Raw genomic sequence first — 18,122 nt, 5'->3', positions numbered from 1 at the left:
CTAGCCTGCTTCCCTGACCATGGATTGATTCCGTCGCCGGCCCCGAACCGGGGTGACGTTCTCTTCTGTGACCTTCTGCAGATAGAAGACGTTGACGGCCACCGCCACCAGCATCACCATCCAGTAGAGTATTTCGGCGCGGAACTGATTGATGAACGTGGCAGCCGCGAGATAACTGATCAGGCCACACTCTATGGCCAGCATCTTGAAGTACACCCGGTTGTCACCGTTCGCGATCACCCATCGTCGCGCCCGCTTCGTTGACCGATACAGCGTCACCAGCATAATCAGGAAGAACGCAAAACCGACCGGCCCAACCTCTGACAGCCCCTGGAACCACATGGAATGCACACTGCGGTTCTCCACACCACCGCGGGTTGCATCATCCATGTACACCGAAGCCAACTGGTTATACCCCTGCACCCCCATTCCCATGGGGTGATCCTCCAGCATGTCGAAGGTAGTCAGCCAGAACGTGACTCGTCCGGAACCGCTCTCCCGGGATTCCAGATCCTGCAGCGTACTCATGCGCTCCCAGAACTGGGCATCGGTGACATAAAGGGCGCCCGACAGACCGGCAATGGCAATCACAATCGCCATCGCCCGCTGGCCCTTGCCCCGGTACCGGGAGAAAATCATGTACAGCAGATACAGCCCGGAGCCGGCGACCACCCCAAGAAACGCACCCCGGCTGTTGATCAGTACCAGACCGTTGGCGATCAGCGCGCCGCAGAACACGCACAGCATCCGCACTTTCCAGTTGCCCATCCAGGCGTAGTACATCAGCAAGGCCCCGGCGGGCACCAGGGCTGCAGCAACACCGTTGGCATCCGGGGAGTCAACAAGCCCAATCCCTTCTACCCGATCGCCAGAGTTTCGGCCGGTAATGGTGGCCAGGTAACCGATATAGGTGGCCCCGATCAGATAGCCCCACAGCGCGGCGTTCAGAGTGCGCTCGGAGTTCAGCAACTTGTACGCCACCAGGACAATCACCACGAGTTTTGCCAGATCGATGGTGAAGCGGTGATGCGCTGCCGGATTGAGGGCGTAGAGATTGGCGAGGAAATACATCACCAGCAGTGCCAGCATCCACTTGAAAGCCGGCTGCCGACGCCAGGGACTGACCTCGGTGTACTGGCGGTAACGGATGCCCAGGGAGAACAGCATCAACACCGCGGCGATGAAGGAATAGCTCAGCTGCGGTATCTCGACACTCCACCAGCGGGCCCCCGGATTGAGGAAATAAATGAGCTGATAAAGGATGAACGATGCCGCCCCGCTGACCAGGAACGTTGCAGCAACGCCCCCCATCACCACGACTATGAATAACAGCGCGAACTTCGACATAAGACTGGCTTACCCGGACGACGGCCCTGACGGCAGCAGGCGTTCCCGCAGTTCCCGCTGCCAGCGCTTGATACGCCAGCGATACTGGATCTGCATCTCACCGACCACCGCCTGATGGGCGCGGTAATAGAGCTGGGACACCCAGGGCACCTGGTACTGTTCTGAGTCCGGCTGATAGCCGGTCTGTGCCATGATCTCCGCCGTCAGCGAATCAATGACGCGAATCTGGTGAGCTGACAGCTTCTTGCGCCACTTGCGGGTCATCTCCGGGTCCGGCGCGCGAAAGGTGTGGCGATTCTCCCGGCTGGGAATCACAAATGCTTTCTGTTCCGCGTAGTTGAGCATGGCGTCGTCGAAATCGATGCCGAGGAAATCGCACACCCGGTGCAGGCAGTTCTGCTGATCCATCACCAGGTCCTCGTACCGCAGACGCAGAACCCTGTCACCCAGCTCTGCTTCAAACGCCAGCTGGCTTGCCACTTCGTCCCGCCAACGCAGGGCACCGGTGTAGGCGTTGGTGCCCAGGCCCCATTTGTTCTCGATATAGGAATTGACCACCGCCCGGGGGTCCCGGGTGATGATGATGAAGCGCGCTTCCGGCAGAAACTGTTTCAGCGGTTCCAGGTAGGCCGTGAGCTCCGGGTCTTTCAGTCCCCAGATGCGTTTGCCTTCACTGGCCAGCAACTCATCGATGCTCTTGCCGTACTGCTGTTTTACAAAGCCGTCGATGCCATCGCGAATCTGATCGCGGGTTGCGCCAGGGGTGAACACCGAGCGAACCGGTAACTCATTCTTGATGAACACCAGGGGGTGTGCCGTCAGCATCCGGCATAGCAGGGTGGTGCCGGAACGCTGGGTGCCAATCAGAAACACCGGTGAATGCATGTTGACCTCCCTGTCCTGCGTATTGGCTTCGTTCATTTCCAGACTCCCCAGCCCAGGCTGCCCACCAGGACAGCAAGAGTTACCAGCCACAGGGCAACGCCGCTTCCCCATACCGACACCGCACCACCACCTTCACTGGCCCGGGCACTGGTCCAGGTGACCTGGGTCTGCCCCTGCAGGGCCCGCCAAATTCCCTTCAGGGCGTAAAGGTTGACCATCACAAAATAGTATGGCGCAGAAAACAGCATCGGCATGGCCTGGTTGTGACGGAGCAGGTGCCCACCACCGGCCGCCAGCACCACCATAAGAGCGCCGGCGGTGATCAACTGGAACAGCCAGAGCCCCTGGCTCGCCAGAATCGCACTGCCCAGCACGCCAATGGCAAGGAACAGCGGCACCAACCAGCGCAGGAGCTTGTGGGAAACCACCTGCCAGGCAAACAGGCCACTGCGGAAAGGGTTCATCACCTCACGGACTCTCATCAAACCGCGAATACTGCGATTGACGATCCGCTCCTTGCGACTGATTTCCTTGCTGAACTCGCCAGCGGTCTCTTCATAGCAACGGGCCAGTGGGTCAAACACGCCACGGTAGCCCTGAGCGATGATCTGCAGTGGATTGACGAAGTCGTTGATGTCCCGCTGCTGCAGCGGTTGCCACAACCGCCGGCGGATGGCGTATATCGCGCCATCCCCGCCCACCACCGAACTCAGACGGGATTCCATGGTCTTGATGGCAAGCTCGTAGCGCCAGTACAGCCCTTCGTTTCGGGCGCTGGCACCGGATGCTCCATCGGTATACAGCGCCGCGCCCACCACATAACCAACCTCCGGGTCCTGGAAGTTTCTCACCAGAATCCGAATGGCATCGGTGGCGTACATCGCATTGGCGTCACTGAAAACCACGACGTCGTCCCGGATTTCCTCAAGCACCAGATTTAGCCCCATGGTCTTGCCCAGCCGGCCTTCCTGTCGCACCAGTCGCACGCCCCGATCCGCGTATTCATGCACGACCTCATCGGTACCGTCGTCAGAGCCGTCGGACACCACCCAGATGGTGAGCCGGTCGCCGGGATAGTCGAGGGCCAGCGCGTTGTCGAGCTTCTGCCGGATCACGCCGATCTCGTTGTAGCAGGAAATCACCAGCGCCACCCGCGGTGTCAGCGGCCCTTGCCGATGGGTCACGGCCGGTCGTCCCCGGCACAGCAGCCACAGCAGAATCGGATAGCCGGCGTAGACATAGCCTGGCAGTGCCAGACAGCAGAGCGTGAGAGTAACAAGCAAAATCGTCATAGGGATTTGTTTTTCATAATGTATTCTTGTTCATGAGAATGCTGCATCTTGATAGCGTGCCGGACTGATCAGAGTGCTGAACGTCATAACGTGATGTACTTCCGGACTCGTGGACCAATCCAATTGGCCAGGGGCAATGGCAGTCGTTGCCACACCCGCTCAACCAGCGGCCGTAATCGCGCCGACAGGCCCGGCGAGTCGGGGGTTTCCGTGTGTTGACAGGACGAATCCCGATCGTCGGGATACCACTCCTGCCACAGCAACGGATGGGGCTCAGCACCCCACTGGCGTTTGAAACGGTAGGTGCCTTCATCCACCGTGGAACGACCAAAATCAAACTGACGGCAACCGGCATCACACACATGAGCCAACAGGGCCCAGTACAGCAACATGTTGGGCGCCAAACGGTTGTATTCCGCCAGAGTCGATGCCCATGGAATGCAGGCCCTGTCACCCAGCAACAACACAATGCCGGCACCGACCGGCATCTCATTCAGGGTCACCAGACCAACCCGCAACTGACGGCCGTAGGCGGTTTTCAGACTCTGAAACCAGCCTTTGCTGTGCACCGGAGACCCCAACCGAAGCATGTTGCGGGCAAACACCGGGTAAAACTCGTCGATCGCGCTGTCCTGGTCACAGACCGAGACCGCCAGACCGTTTTTCTCGGCCTTGCGTATCTGACTGCGCAGTTTGGATTTGAAACCGGCAAACAGCGCCTCGCTGGATGCCGGCAGAGGCGCCAGCATGCGGACCTTGGTTCCCGCCGGAAAGCAGCCGCCAGCCCCCGGTGAGGACACCACTGAGGGCTGGGACCGGCGAACCTCCAGGCGACCAGCCCGCTGTTGCCTCGCCAGATCACGGGCGGCAGCGATCAATTTCAGCGAAAGGTCCGGCGAATCGGCCAGGGGGCCAGCCAGATCGCAGAACGGCAGCGAGGACAGCACCGGAGCCATCAACGGGCGCTGGACCCAGACCAGCGGCAATACCCCCCGTAACTGTCCATCCGCCATCGCCAGCACCACCTTGCCGGGATGGCCGTAGGCCCGTTCAACCGCAAACAGCCAGGCACTGGCATGGTAAGGCGTGACGTCCGGGTGTTGATGGACATAGCGGTCGTAGGCAGCAACGTCCAGATCCGCCAACGCCACCACGACCACATCAAGCTCAGCGGTCGCGGAGGAGGAGCCATCCAGAGCCTGGGGGGCAAGATCAACGCTCATAGTGAATGCTGCCCTCCCCCAGCCAACGGTTGCGGGCGCGACGCGCCACATCCTCCAGCTTCAGTTTGAAACGCTCTCGCTGCAGGGATACCTGCACCAGGTGACGATGCAACCGGCCCATGTTGGCCTTGTAGCGCTCATCCCCACCCATGAAATCGTAGTAGTGGAAGCCATGGTGGCGATAATCCTCAATGCACAGACTGTGACCCAGCAGGCCGGGTTTGAGCCGGTTGTCTTCCTCCAGCTTCATTCCACCCAGATAGAAGTACACGACCTGCTTGTGCAGCAGGTTGTAGAAGAAAGCGATTTCATCATCTCCAGCCATCAGCGTGATCAGATCAATCCCGCCCCGGGGCCACTGACTGCGGATCATCTCCCGGTGGAAGCGGACAAAGTCCGGGTTGGCGAAACCGCTCTGGTCAGGCCCATCACCCCATCGGGCCAGGTGTTTGGGACCGATTCGATCGAACACCTCCAGGGCCTCTTCCAGTGAGTCGGGGCGCACCAGGGTCACCCGCCCGCGTTGCCGGTAAAGCCGGTGTGCCCGGTTGATCTGGTAGCGGGTATTGCGTGACAGGCTATCGAGATAGGGCTCGCCGGTGGTCCGCAGCTCATCCAGATCAACGCCGTAGCAGGGAGCCTCCCAGCGCAGCTGTCGCTGCAGGCCGGTGATGGCGGTGTAGCGGTCCGCATCCCCGGCATCGATCGCCCCCACGATGAACTCATCCCATTCCGGCATTTCCCGGCACAGGTAGTTCAGACAGGCCTCGGCGACCTCGTCCTCACGGCCGTTCTCCGCCAGGAAGCCGTTGTATTCAATCCAGATCTGGTCCAGAACCCGGTGCCCGGTCTGATGTAACCGCAGACAGCGGGAGCGCAGAAAACGGTGTCGCCGCTCGTCGGTCTCCACAATCAGTCCCAGCCCGATCAGCCGGTCACCGTCCGCCACCCGGAGCACCCAGGCCTTGGGCGCGTATACCTTCAGCCAATGCCCCATCCATTGCCACGACAGGAACACCGTCGGCGTCGCCCTGGCTTCCAGTTCCAGCCATTGCTCCGCCAGCGCGGTCAGATCTGTCGCCGGCGCCCGGCTGACGGTGAGTGTTGCCTCAGTCATCAATGACCGTCCCGAAGTCCGTCAATGGGTTGGGTTGGGATGCTTGACCAGGAAAGGCCCTATCGCCAGGTAATCCAGCGTGCCCTGCAGGAAAGCCCGTACCGCGTCATGGGGACTGTTCACGATGGGCTCCTCATGCATATTGAAGCTGGTGTTGATCAGACTGGGGATGCCGCTGAGCTTCTGATACTCCTTGAGGATGTCGTAGTAGCCGGGATTGACCTCCCGCCGCACCAACTGGGGCCGTGCCGTACCATCGACATGGACGGCCGCCGGACAGTTCTGCTTCATGAACTCGGTGCAGTCGAAGGTAATGGTCATAAACTCGGCGGCGTGTTCGGCACCCTCAATGTTGTGATAGCAACGCTCACGTTCCTCCCACAGGGTCACCGGCGCAAACGGCATGAATTCGGTGCGTCCCAGGCGCTGGTTGAGCCACTGGTTCACCTCCGGCTCACGGGCGTGATACAGAATCGACCGGTTGCCCAGCGCCCTGGGTCCATACTCCATGCGACCATCAAAACGCGCCACGACCTTGCCATCATGAATCAACGCGGCAACCTCCGCGGCCAGATTGTCTGGTCGCTGGTAATCCAGATCCTCGGCCGCCAGTGCCGCAGCCATTTCCGATTCCCCATAGTCCGGTCCGAAGTAGGCGTTCGCGATGGACGGTTTGGCGCCCCCCGGCCAGCTGTGATAGAGCGCCGCGCCGGTGCCGCAGCCACCGTCGCCCATGTTGGGGTAGACAAAGATACGGCGCACGCCTTCGATCTCGAAGATGCGCTGGTTCAGCTTGACGTTGGCGGTGACACCGCCGGAGAGCACCACCGTGTCCATACCGGTTTTTTCGACCCAGTAACGGATGTAATCGGTGGCCACTTTCTCCAACACATACTGGTAGGCCGCAGCCACATCGATCTTGGGAAACTTGGATGCCAGGTAACGGGAGAAATAGACGTTGTTGGACTCATAGATCCGGAAATCCCCCGGCGTCTGGTCAATGCGACTGAGCAGCACGTCCGCCAGAATCGAAGGATCGCCGTAGGAGGCCAGCCCCACAATCTTGCCTTCGTGCCGGCTGGGCTTGAACCCCAGGGACGAAGTCACATGCTCGTACATGGTGCCCAGCGAGTTCGGAAACGGCAGGCCATGAAGCCGATGTATACGGCCATCGCGAGCCTCGCTGACTGAGCCCGCCAGGCCAGTGCCGTAGCCGTCGAGGGTCACGCACAGCGCCTCATCGAACCCGCTGCAGTAGAAGCTGTTGGCGGCGTGGGACAGGTGGTGATCCATACGCTTGACGGGCTGCTCCCAGCCTACGTCCCGAAGCCCCTGCTCCAGGTCCTGTTGCCAGTGCTGGAAGGACTCCGTGGCCAGCTCGCCCCACTGGCGGCTGCCCTTGAGGGCGGCGTTGTTCGATGCCAGTTTCTGAACCCCGGCCATGCTGTAATAGGAGCTGTGCAGAAACCCCTTCTCCATGGTCGCGTTCGGGTGCTCAAGCCCATGGATCGGCTCGTTGCGGTCCGGCACCCTGGTCATCGCCTCCTTAACCTGGCGGCTGAGGTCGCCGGGCTGAAAACTGCGGATAAACTGACGTTCCTCCTCCAGGTTCCGGGTGTACAGCTTCTGCTCGTTCTCCCAGGTCAGGAACGGGTAGCAGACCATATCGAAATCTTCCATCGACAGGCCGGTGTACTCGAGGGCCTTCTGCAATGCGAGCCTGGGAAAACCGGACTGCTGTTTGGTCCTGGAAAACCGCTCCTCACCAGCTGCGAACAGGACGTTGCCATCCTCGACCACCGACACCGTGGAATCCTTGTCCAGGGGGGAAATCCCAAGCACCTTCATGCCATTCTCTCCATCGTCTTGCGAAGCCGGGAGGGTGATGACGCCTGCCCTCCCAGGTCATTAAAGAAAAAATCGAAAAAACGCCGGAAGCTGTCGAGAAATTCCCGCAGCTGTTGATCATCCTTGACGTATGTGGTGTTACCAGGCACGACACTTGGGCTGTGGAAGCTCCAGGTAAACGTACGCACGCCCCGCTTCAACAGGAACCGGGTCAACTTGATGTGCTCTTCCGGGGAGAAGCCCTCGGGCGAAAGCATCAGCCGATCCACCGCGCCGAGGCGGGACAGGATGCCCGGCACCTTGAAGCGCTTCAGCCGATTCGCCATTTCAAACAGCGGCACCGACCAGCCATTGGCCCAGCCAACGAATTCGCCGGTACACGGCAGCTCCAGGATCGACGGATCATCAGCACCGAAAAAGAACGGTTCGGCGTTGAAGTAACGGTAGTCAGGTCCACCGTCCGCGCGGGAATCCAACGGCGGGCAGACCGACAGATCAATGGTAAAACCAAGCTCCCGGAGGATCGCCGGGGTATTGGGTCCAAACCCATAGCGGCCGGCTTTGTAGGCGACAGGTGCGGTGCCGAAATTGTCAGCAATGGTGTCCCGCAGACTCTGCAGTTTAGCCTTCTCCAGTGCGGCCGGCAGATTGCCCGGGTACATATTGGATCGGCTCAGGGTTTCCGACACCGGCGGCGTCACCCAGGGATGAAGATGGGCGCCAATCTCGCACTGACCCGCGTCGGCGAACTGTTTCAGCAACCGGTAGCCTTCGGGCTTGCTGGCAACCGGGTAATCCACCACATAGCAGGGGCAGATGCCGTAGTCGTTGAAAATGTCCTGCACACGTCCCACATGGGCCATGGAGTCGACCGAATCCGCCGCGGAGTCGGGTTCGGCGTTCCAGTCAAATTCTTCTTCGGTATCGATCACCACCAGCAATTGCGGTGGCAGATCGGCAGGCAGTGTTGCCGCAGTGCGATTCTGAAAACAGTCCCTGGTCATCGTGAGGTCGCATTGAGTTCATGGGTGATTGAAAGCCGGACGTACAGCCGTTCCTGGTCCGGGTCCGCGCTGGCATCCCGGCGCAGGTAAGACTGGGTCACGCGTACGCCAACGGTGGTCGCTTCGCCGACATAGCGGCGCCAGTTCACGCTCAGGCGATGAATCTGGTCTTCGATGTCTCCGCTGTCGTCACCGGCATCCCCTCTCCAGTTGTAGCTCAGATTGACATCCTGAAGGTGGGCCACGGGAAACCCGAAACGAACGCCGGCGCGGTACTGGTAAGTGCGGAGGTCGGTGGTCTGGGATTCCTGGCGGGTGCCGCCGGCCACCACGCCAAACGAGCAGCCACCGCAAAACGCTGACGACGAGTGAAAGATCTCCAGCTGGTCCTGAACGTTGAGCTCGGTAACCCGGACGGTGAAGGGATCGAACTCGCTCGGCAGTCCGAGATCCAGCACCAGGTCCAGCGCGGTGCTGGACATACTGCGGTTATAGCTGACGCCGGTGGTGCTCTCCTCGGAGACCCAGCTCCGACGCAGATAACCGGTTACGGCGTCGCTGTCCGTATCGCCGCCAGAGGTGTATTCGACGTCGGCCTGGCTGACGCCGACGCCAAATTCTAAACGACCGTGTTCCAGGTTGTTGCGATAGCCCAGGCTGGCGCTGTCGATGGTGACATCCGAGCCCTCTTCCTCTGACCAGCTCCTCTGGCCACTGAGACTCAGGGATGAATCCTCGGACAGGCGCCGGCTGAACTCGCCACCGGAGCTGTAGGAGTCGGTATCCTCGCGCTCACCCTCTTCGAAACTGCGCCCGGCCCGGCCAAAAAAGCGCAGGGTCGACAGGTCGCCGGGAAAAAACCGCAGACCGGCGCCGGTCGACAGGGTATTGCGGGTATCGTAGTTGGCCGGATCGATAAGGAAACCGGTGTCGTTGCGCACTGACCGCACCGAGTGCCCCAGATCAAAGTCGAATCGCCCTGCGGGCCGGTAATAGGCGTACCGGGAGGCACCGTTGATGTAGCTGGTGTCGCTGCTGCTGTCCTTGCGGTCGATGCGTTTGCTTTCCAGGTTCGCGCTGTAGCGGGCGGACAGGGAATTGGCACCCCAGGCAAGATCGGCCCCCAGCCCGCCGGCAACGCCAATACTGGGTGTGGTGTCGTACTGTTTGCCGGCACTGCGGTCCGTCACGGTGTGGCTGACGGCGGTGAAGCCGGAGGCGGATACGGTATAGCCGTTCAGCCGTTCACCCAGCCAGTCGGCATTCGCGGTTGAGACCGCCGAAGCCGCCACAAGCAACACCAGAGGCCTACCAACACTCGCCCACAATACGTCACCCGCCATACCGCCTACTCCTGGAAAATCAGGCCGGAGAATTTGTCAGAGCCCAGGGCATCCATCGAATCCATCAGCTCGTCGCCAGTAACCTTGCCAAACGGCACACCGAAAACGACCTGATCCGCGTAACGAACCAGAATGCGGGCTTCGGTACTGAGCCTGAACGGGGGCGCGTTGATGATGATGCAGCGATCGGGGTACCGCTGCTTGAGTTCGCCCATCAGTTGCTTCATCCGCACCGAGGAGAACAGCTCCACCGCCGAGGACGCCTGGGTGCCCGCAGAAATCGCCGACAGCCGCTCAATGCCGCTGGGGTAGATGATGTCCTTGATTGCCAGCGAGGAGTCAGCGACGAAATCCGTCAGACCATACTCCATGGGGGTCGACACCAACTCCGGCAGTGCGCTGCTGTAGGGGTCGCAGTCCACCAACAGCGCCGATGTATGGGCATCAAGAGCAAAGGAGACCGCCAGGTTAAAGGCGGTCAGGATCGAGCCTTCGCCATTGCCAAGACTGGAAAACAGCACCGAGAAATTGTTCTCTCCGGCCCGGTTCCGCAGCTGGATGCGAATCTCCCGATAGGCATCGAGAATCGCCTTGTTGGCCATCCCCGGGTAGATGATCTTGCGCATCCGCATTTGTTCACGGTTCCACGGGCGCGGATTGCCGATCATGCCCAGGGAAACGGCGGAATCGTAGACCGTCGGCTTGCTTTCCTCATCGGTCTCTATCCGCACCCAGTTGGGCTGTGCGGTCGTCGCTCCGGCAAAAGGACGCTCCTTGCGGAAGTTGTCCTCGGCCCTCGCCTCGCCCGAGTCTGAGCCGCGTTTGCGACGTTCCTGCTGGCTCCTCAGGAGCGCATTGTAGAGTTTGCTTTCGTCCATCTGCCGGGCTACTCCCCTACCAGACCAGTGAGCTTGGCGATTATCTGCTCAACCTGAATGCCCATGACGCTGAACACCAGAATATTCAGGTAGACGAACAGGAACAGCCCCAAGATAGCCAACAGCACCAGTACGTCCTTGCGCAGCAGTCGCTCCTTCCAGGTGCTGGAATAGTGCGGAATGGACCCCAGCACCGGGATGCTCTCGGGCAACGCCATGTGCAACGCCCGGACCGAGCGCAGGCGCTGGTCAAACATCACCAGCATGGTTAGCACCCCCAATACCACGGCGCTGCCTAGGAACGGACCGGCAATACCCACCTGGTAAAGCTGAAGCCCGTCCCACTGGGTCGGATAGGTGGCAGGTTCCTGAATCTGGTAACTCACACCCTCGCCCTGGACATCGAGCGTCATCGACAGTCGGGCCTTTTCCCGGCGCTGGAGCATGTCTTCGTAGACGTTGCGGGTTACATCGTAGTCCCGGGTCAGCTCCGACAGCTCCGCCTGGTTTACCGCCACCCGTTCGGCACGGGCAAAGGCTTCATCCAGCAGTGTCTGCAACGAGGCCAACCGGTTGCGCTTGACCTCAAGCTGGGTCTGGCTCTCAGCCAATTGCAGTTTCAGGCTTTCGTAAACCGGGTTTTCCATGACTTCGGTAACCGCCCCGCGACGATCGGAACCGTCACTGGAGGCAACCTGCTGCTCGAGGTCCTCGATCTGCCCCAGCACACTGACCACGTCCGGATGGCTGTCGTGGTAGCGCAAACGCAGGGAATCCAGCTCCTGGTGGAGAGCCGCCAGGCGACGTTCCAGCGACGACTGCCCCGGATCAACCGTGACCCGGCGAACCGGCTGCTCGGTTTCCAGCTGGGAGGTGGTGAGCCGGATCTCGGCTTCTGTCTGCTGAATCTCCAGTTTCAGGTTCTCAATGGATGCTCGCAGCCCTTCGATCCGGGACTGGACACTGCCCTCGGTACCGTCCTGGTTGTTGGACTTGAAGTCCTTGAGCCGCCGCTCGGCATCTTCCAGCTGACGCTGGTACAGCTTCACCTGGGAATCAATGAACTCGAAGGCGCCCTGGCTTTCTGAGCGCTTTTTGCGCACGGTTCGCTCGATAAACCGGTTCAGAGCCGCGCTCAGGACCCGGAAGGACTGGTCAGGATCTCCACTGCGATAGGTCAGCTCCAGAAAGTTGCGGTTTGACACCCTCAGATTGAGACGGTTACGCAGTGACTGAATGGCGCCATTCCTGCTGCCATCGTCCATGGTTGCTCTTATCAGCCCGGTGTCAGTGCCCACCTGCTCAAGGAATGAGCGGCTCTGGATCAGCTCCCTCGCTTCGCTGATCCGGTCGAGGTCGGTCACTTCGGCCTGGCCCCGCAACAACGGCTCCAGGATGGTGGACTGATCAGCGTACAACAGGGCTTCAGAGGTGTAGGTTTTCGGCGTCAGGTAGCCGAAGGCCAGTACCCCCGAGGTCACCGCCATGAAGATCACCGCCGCCGCTACCCGGTGCTCGTAAAGCTCCCGGCGCAGCGACTTGATCAGATCAAGTATGAATTGGACATCCATCAGAGTTCGCCCCGGAACAGCTCTTTACGTGGCACGCTGATCACATCCCCGGGTTGCAGGGGATAGTTGAACGTCATATCGCCATCGTCGAGGATGGCTTCCACATCCACGCCAAAGCTGCTGTAGCCTTCGCCAGTCTCACGGTGCAGTACCGCCCGATCCTCGGCGGCAAAATCCGTCACGCCGCCGGCCTGCAGAACAATATCAAGCACCGTCATGCCTGGCCGGAAGGCGATGGACTGGGGCGACATGACCTGACCGGTGATCCGCACCCGGTTGCGAAACTCCTTGCTGACCGGGTTGGTCACCATCACCGTCACTTCCGGACTGCGAATCAGCTCCGCCAAGGCGCCGCGGATCTCTTCCGCCAGCGTCTCCGGCTGCTTGCCATCGGCCATTACATCGCCCATCAGCGGCATGGAAATGAAGCCGTCCGGCCGCACCACGATGCTCTGGGACAGCTCCGGGTTGCGCCAGACGTGTATCGACACCATGTCTCCCACGCCAATGCGGTAAGGGTCGGCAGACACCTCGGTAAGCACGGGCGATTGCGATGACGGCGTCATGCCTCCGCAGGCACTGACCAACAGTGCCAACATGCCCAGAATACCCACTCGCAACGCTTTGCTTTTGTTCATAGTTCCCCCAAAGTCGGTTTTACTGCCCTGCCCGGCTAGCGCACGCCCTTGCCCAGCAGAACCACCTCGACGGTCTGGATCATGATCAGCAGATCCATTAAAAGGCTGTGGTTTTTAGAGTAGTAAAGGTCATATTCCAGTTTTCCTCTAGCGTCCTCGATGGAAGCGCCATAGGGATATTTGAGCTGCGCCCACCCCATCAAACCGGGCTTGACGTAATGACGGGTGTCATAAAATGGCACCTTGGTTTTCAGCTCGGTCACGAACTCCGGACGTTCCGGCCTGGGCCCGACGATGCTCATCTCGCCACGGATGACGTTGTAGATCTGCGGCAGTTCGTCGAGCCGGGTGTTGCGTATAAAAGCCCCGACCCGGGTGACCCGGCTGTCATTGGCGGACGCCCAGCGGGCCTTGCCGTCTTTCTCGGCGTCCTGGCGCATGCTGCGGAACTTGTAGATGCGAAATTCCTGGCCCAGCAGGCCGACACGGGTCTGGCTGTAGAGCACCGGACGCCCGGTTTCCAGAAACACCGCCAGCGCGGTCAGCACAATAAACGGCAGCATCACCACCAGCAGGCTGAGGCTGACGGCCAGATCCAGGCAACGCTTGGCGAATGCCCGGCTCCTGGAGCCCTTGAAGCCTTCGGAAAACACGATCCACGACGGGTGCACCAGATCCAGCTTCGCTTTCTTGAGTTCCCGCTCGTAGAAATCCACGGCGCTGGTCACGGCAATACCCCGCAGCTTGCACTCCATCATTTCCTGCAACAGCGACCAGGCCCCCTCGGTCCGCCGACGTTCCTGCTGCGCCACCACGATCTCGGAAATCCGGTGTTCACGGCAGTAGCGATAGAAATCGTTGGGCACATTCAGCAGATGCGCCTCATCCACGATCGAGGTCTGGCTGTCCGGGATGCAGCCGACAATCCGCACACCGAGGAAACGGAGATTCTGCTGATACTCATCCATCAGCGCACCGGCATACTCTCCAGACCCGAAAATCACCACCCGTCGTACCAGTTGCTCGGAATCGACAATGCGCAGGAACACCAGCCGCAGCGCGATGACCGCTGCGGACGCCATCAGCACCACCCACAGCAGATTGGTGCTGCCAGGATCGGCATCGGGAAACACCACGTAGAGCAGCGTGAGGCCAATGCCACCCACAAAGCAGTAGGCCACCAGAGTGCGGAAGAACAGCGAGGAGAAGGTCTCGTGCACCATGGCGAAGTAGCCGCCCATGGCCAGCGTGCCGCAGCTGAGAATGAAGGCAAACAGCAGCGATGCCAGAGGGCCAACAGACACCGAGGCATAGCCGATGTCAAACAGCCCGAACAGCAGCGACTGCAGGGAGAAAATGACGTACAACAGCCCGAATTCCAGCACGGCAAGCACCAGATACGGGATGTGGAGATAGTGTTTTCTGAATCTTATATACGACACGCTGAACATCCTTGTCGTCTGTTTTGACAATCAGCGACAAATTCAATCGACAAAGCAATCCCCTGAGCCGGCGCTAAATGGACCGGCCCACCGAATCCCCTGAACACTCTGTATTCATTCTGATCGCTGGACACTGCACGCTCAATCAAATTGTATCTGTTTGTAACATATTTTTACATTGTTTTCATTTTTGTAGCGGTTAAGTTCGTCTTTGTGAATTGTTTTTGTAACCCCAGTGAGTGAAAATTCGGTGACAGCTTTGGATTCGGAGGGACAGGCCATGGCCTGGCAGGATGACAACACCACCGGCAAGGACGCAGTGACGGAATCACCCGGGCAAGCCCCCGCTCCGCTGCATGCCATGAGTATAGACGTGGAAGACTATTTTCACGTCGCGGCCCTGGCGCAGGTGATCCGGCCTGACCAGTGGGGCGATTTGCCGTCCCGGGTTGAACGCAACACCGAACAGCTACTGGCACTGTTTGAACGCCATAACGTCAGGGCGACGTTTTTTGTGCTTGGCTGGGTCGCCGAGCGCTACCCGGGGCTGGTGCGCAAGCTGGCCCAGGGCGGACACGAGATCGCCTCCCATGGTTACAGCCATCAACTGATCTACAACCAGACACCAGAGGTCTTCCGGGAGGAAACCCAGCGTGCCAAGGCACTGCTTGAGGACCAGGTGCAGCGACCGGTCCGGGGCTATCGAGCCGCCAGCTACTCCATTACCCGGCAGTCCCTGTGGGCCCTGGATATACTGGCGGAGCTCGGGTTTACCTGGGATTCCAGCATTTTCCCCATTCATCACGATCGCTACGGGATTCCCGGTTCACCGACCGCGCCTTACACCCTGGAAACCCCGGCGGGGCATCAGTTGCAGGAGTTCCCGCTGACCACGGCAAAGCTGTTTGGCGTCACCATTCCCGCCGCCGGTGGTGGCTACTTCCGCCAGTTCCCGTACCCGCTGTTCCGCTTCCTGTTCCATCGCGCTTCGGACCACGGCCGTAAGCCCCAGATGTTCTACCTGCACCCCTGGGAGATTGACCCGGGCCAGCCCCGCTACAACAACGCCAGCTGGTTCTCCCGTTTCCGCCACTACACCAACCTGGACAAGTGCGAGTCGCGCCTGGAGCGCCTGCTCACCGACTTTCGCTTCGGTACGGTGAGCGACAGCTATACTGATTACCAACGCCAGCAGCCAGAGGCCAGTCCGGACCAGCGGGTTCGACTGGCCTGAAGCCACCGACAGGATTTTTCGCATGTACCTGGAACACTTCGGCCTGCACCGCCACCCCTTTCGTATCACTCCGGAAGACGACTTCATCTTCATGAGCCAGCAACACTCGCGGGCCTATGTCTATATGTCGTCAGCGATCTGGAGCTCGGAGGGGTTCGTGGTCATCAGCGGGGAAATCGGCTCCGGCAAGACCACTCTGTTGAAGAAGACCATCCGCAACCTCGATGGCAACCTGAAGCTACTCAATATTTCCTACACCAACCTGGAATCGAAAGACCTGTTCAGCCTGATCCTTCGCAAGGCCGGAATTCCGGTCGAATCCGATAGCAAGGTAGCCATGCTGTTCCAGGCCACCGAGTACCTGCAGGCCATGGCGGAGAAAGGTACGCCGGTGGTCCTCACCATCGACGAAGCGCAGAACCTGACCGAAGAAAACCTGGAAGACATTCGCATGCTGACCGGCATGGAGAGCATGGGCGGACCCTCCATGCGGGTGATCCTGCTGGGGCAGCCGGAGCTGAAGGATCAGGTAACAGCCATTCCGCAACTTTCCCAACGGGTCAAACTGTTCTTTCACCTGGAAGGACTGACAGCGGCGGAAACCGCCGAGTATATCGACTATCGTCTGCTGGTCTCCGGCCATGGTGGCAACCGCTTGTTTGATGAGGATACGGTCAAGGAAATTCACCGGCTGTCTCGGGGCATTCCCCGACTGATCAACAAGTTGTGCGACGGCATGATGATGTGTGCCTACTCCGAGGATCGCCCCTTCATTGATCCCCACGACCTCAAGAGCATTCGCAAGGACCTGCTGGGTGAGGATGATCTCGGCCCGGGCGGGCGCAAATCCAGACGCCAGCCCCCACCCTCTTCACAACAGGCCAACCCGCAGGCGTCACCGGAGCAGCAACTGGACGCTGGCGCCAGCCAGGCACTGAACCGCATCGCCCAGGCCCTGGAAAGCATCGACAGCAAGCTGGATCGCATCATGGGCAGTGCGGAGCGTAAACGTCGGGCGGCCGAGGCGGCAGACAACGTCAAACCGCTGTCTCCCAATCGCAACAAGACCAAGTAGCCCTAAGCCTGGACAGCACCGCAACTCAGAACCCATCCGGGGTCTGGTTGCCCGGAGCCAGTGTGGCGTGCAAGTGCTGCAGACAACGCACCGATTGCTCCTCACCAAAGGCGATGGCTCGGCAGAAGGCCTCCCCGCCGGTCAGGGTGGTGACGATGGGAATCCGGCACCGCAGGGCCTGGATGCGCTGGGCGGCGGTGGCGGCGGCAACCTCCCGACCCTCACAGGTGTTCACAATCAGCTGGATATCACTGCTGCGAATGGCCGCCAGCACCTCGGTTTCATCGCTGCCGATCAGCCGAATCATGTCGTCGGGTACTTGCTGGGCGCGCAGATAGGCCAGCGTTCCCCGGGTTGCGACGATGGTAAAGCCGCATTTAAGGAATACCCGGACCACCGCAACGATGCCTGGTTTGTCACGATCCCGGACGGAAACGAACACCGTACCGGCCTGCGGCAACAGCTCCCCGGCCGCCGCCTCAGCCTTGGCAAAGGCCTCATCAAAGCTGTCGCCCAGGCCCATTACCTCACCGGTGGATTTCATCTCCGGTCCCAGGATCGGATCCACCGCCGGGAACTTGTTGAACGGGAACACCGATTCCTTCACCGCGTAGTACGACGGCACGATTTCCTCGGTAAAGCCCTGCTCAACCAGTGACGTACCGGCCATGCAGCGGGCCGCCACCTTCGCCAGGGACACGCCGATGGCCTTGGACACGAACGGTACCGTCCGCGAGGCCCGCGGGTTCACTTCGATGACGTAGATCTGGCCATCCTGCCACGCCAGCTGAACGTTCATCAAACCCACCACGTCGAGCTCAATGGCCATCTTGCGGACGGCGTCGCGCATCTGGTCCTGGACGTCCTGCGGCAGGGTGTACGGCGGCAGCGAGCAGGCGGAGTCACCGGAGTGTACCCCGGCCTGTTCGATGTGCTGCATGATGCCGCCGATGACCACGTCCTTGCCGTCGCAGATGGCGTCGATGTCCACCTCGATGGCGGCGTTGAGGAAGTGATCCAGCAGCACCGGGCTGTCGTTGGACACCAGCACCGCGTTGCGCATGTAGCGCACCAGCTCTTCCTCGTTGTAGACGATTTCCATCGCCCGGCCACCGAGCACGTAGGACGGCCGTACCACCAGCGGGTAACCGATTTCACGGGCCGCCAGCACGCCTTCCTCGTGGCTGCGCACGGTGGCGTTGTTCGGCTGCAGCAGGCCCAGGCG

The 18,122-nt window shown here is 60.3% G+C and carries 15 protein-coding genes; 2 read left to right on the top strand and 13 right to left on the bottom strand.

Going from position 1 to position 18,122, the window contains the following annotated elements:
- From MLD24_RS05590 to MLD24_RS05535, 12 genes are all read right to left on the bottom strand, one after another.
- A complete protein-coding gene (locus tag MLD24_RS05590) occupies window positions 1-1,347 on the bottom strand; it encodes an O-antigen ligase family protein (protein ID WP_248165068.1) in 1,347 nt (448 codons plus the stop codon).
- Between the two features lie 9 nt (window positions 1,348-1,356).
- Window positions 1,357-2,268, bottom strand: a complete 912-nt coding sequence (locus MLD24_RS05585; RefSeq protein WP_248165065.1) for a sulfotransferase family protein — start codon at window positions 2,266-2,268, stop codon at window positions 1,357-1,359.
- Window positions 2,265-3,524, bottom strand: coding sequence for a glycosyltransferase family 2 protein (locus MLD24_RS05580; RefSeq protein ID WP_248165063.1), 1,260 nt, complete (start codon window positions 3,522-3,524; stop codon window positions 2,265-2,267). The genes MLD24_RS05585 and MLD24_RS05580 overlap by 4 nt, the downstream gene beginning before the upstream one ends.
- An 83-nt stretch (window positions 3,525-3,607) precedes the next feature.
- Window positions 3,608-4,747, bottom strand: a complete 1,140-nt coding sequence (locus tag MLD24_RS05575; protein WP_248165061.1) for a FemAB family XrtA/PEP-CTERM system-associated protein — start codon at window positions 4,745-4,747, stop codon at window positions 3,608-3,610.
- Window positions 4,737-5,864: a GNAT family N-acetyltransferase gene (locus tag MLD24_RS05570; protein ID WP_248165059.1), complete on the bottom strand. Its 1,128-nt coding sequence runs from the start codon at window positions 5,862-5,864 to the stop codon at window positions 4,737-4,739. Before MLD24_RS05570 ends, MLD24_RS05575 begins: the two co-directional genes overlap by 11 nt.
- Before the next feature lie 21 nt (window positions 5,865-5,885).
- Window positions 5,886-7,712 (bottom strand): carbamoyltransferase family protein, encoded by a 1,827-nt coding sequence (locus MLD24_RS05565; protein ID WP_248165056.1) that lies wholly within the window; start codon window positions 7,710-7,712, stop codon window positions 5,886-5,888.
- A complete protein-coding gene (locus MLD24_RS05560) occupies window positions 7,709-8,716 on the bottom strand; it encodes a polysaccharide deacetylase family protein (RefSeq protein ID WP_248165053.1) in 1,008 nt (335 codons plus the stop codon). The genes MLD24_RS05565 and MLD24_RS05560 overlap by 4 nt, the downstream gene beginning before the upstream one ends.
- The gene (locus MLD24_RS05555; protein ID WP_248165051.1) at window positions 8,713-10,059 is read right to left on the bottom strand and encodes a hypothetical protein; all 1,347 of its coding nucleotides are present in this window, start codon (window positions 10,057-10,059) and stop codon (window positions 8,713-8,715) included. Before MLD24_RS05555 ends, MLD24_RS05560 begins: the two co-directional genes overlap by 4 nt.
- A 5-nt stretch (window positions 10,060-10,064) precedes the next feature.
- Entirely contained in the window at window positions 10,065-10,937 is an 873-nt protein-coding gene (locus MLD24_RS05550) for a CpsD/CapB family tyrosine-protein kinase (protein WP_227171234.1), read from the bottom strand.
- Between the two features lie 8 nt (window positions 10,938-10,945).
- Window positions 10,946-12,508, bottom strand: a complete 1,563-nt coding sequence (locus tag MLD24_RS05545; RefSeq protein WP_248165049.1) for an XrtA system polysaccharide chain length determinant — start codon at window positions 12,506-12,508, stop codon at window positions 10,946-10,948.
- Window positions 12,508-13,146: an XrtA/PEP-CTERM system exopolysaccharide export protein gene (locus tag MLD24_RS05540; protein WP_248165046.1), complete on the bottom strand. Its 639-nt coding sequence runs from the start codon at window positions 13,144-13,146 to the stop codon at window positions 12,508-12,510. The genes MLD24_RS05545 and MLD24_RS05540 overlap by 1 nt, the downstream gene beginning before the upstream one ends.
- Window positions 13,147-13,181: 35 nt before the next feature.
- Complete coding sequence (locus tag MLD24_RS05535) at window positions 13,182-14,597, bottom strand: TIGR03013 family XrtA/PEP-CTERM system glycosyltransferase (RefSeq protein WP_248165043.1); 1,416 nt, start codon at window positions 14,595-14,597, stop codon at window positions 13,182-13,184.
- Window positions 14,598-14,949: 352 nt separating this feature from the next.
- On the opposite strand from MLD24_RS05535, the gene MLD24_RS05530 reads away from it, so the two are divergent.
- A complete protein-coding gene (locus tag MLD24_RS05530; protein WP_248165410.1) occupies window positions 14,950-15,822 on the top strand; it encodes an XrtA system polysaccharide deacetylase in 873 nt (290 codons plus the stop codon).
- A gap of 22 nt (window positions 15,823-15,844) precedes the next feature.
- The gene (locus tag MLD24_RS05525; RefSeq protein ID WP_248165040.1) at window positions 15,845-16,897 is read left to right on the top strand and encodes an ExeA family protein; all 1,053 of its coding nucleotides are present in this window, start codon (window positions 15,845-15,847) and stop codon (window positions 16,895-16,897) included.
- 25 nt (window positions 16,898-16,922) lie between these two features.
- Here the strand turns inward: MLD24_RS05525 and MLD24_RS05520 are convergent.
- Window positions 16,923-18,122, bottom strand: a 1,200-nt coding sequence (locus MLD24_RS05520) for an ATP-binding protein (protein WP_248165037.1), incomplete at its 5' end; no start/stop codon positions are given.

Origin of the sequence: Marinobacter xestospongiae, from assembly GCF_023156385.1 — a bacterium.
GTDB lineage: Bacteria > Pseudomonadota > Gammaproteobacteria > Pseudomonadales > Oleiphilaceae > Marinobacter > Marinobacter xestospongiae.
Note: the sequence above shows the minus strand (reverse complement) of the source record. Positions and strands in the feature narration are given on the sequence as shown.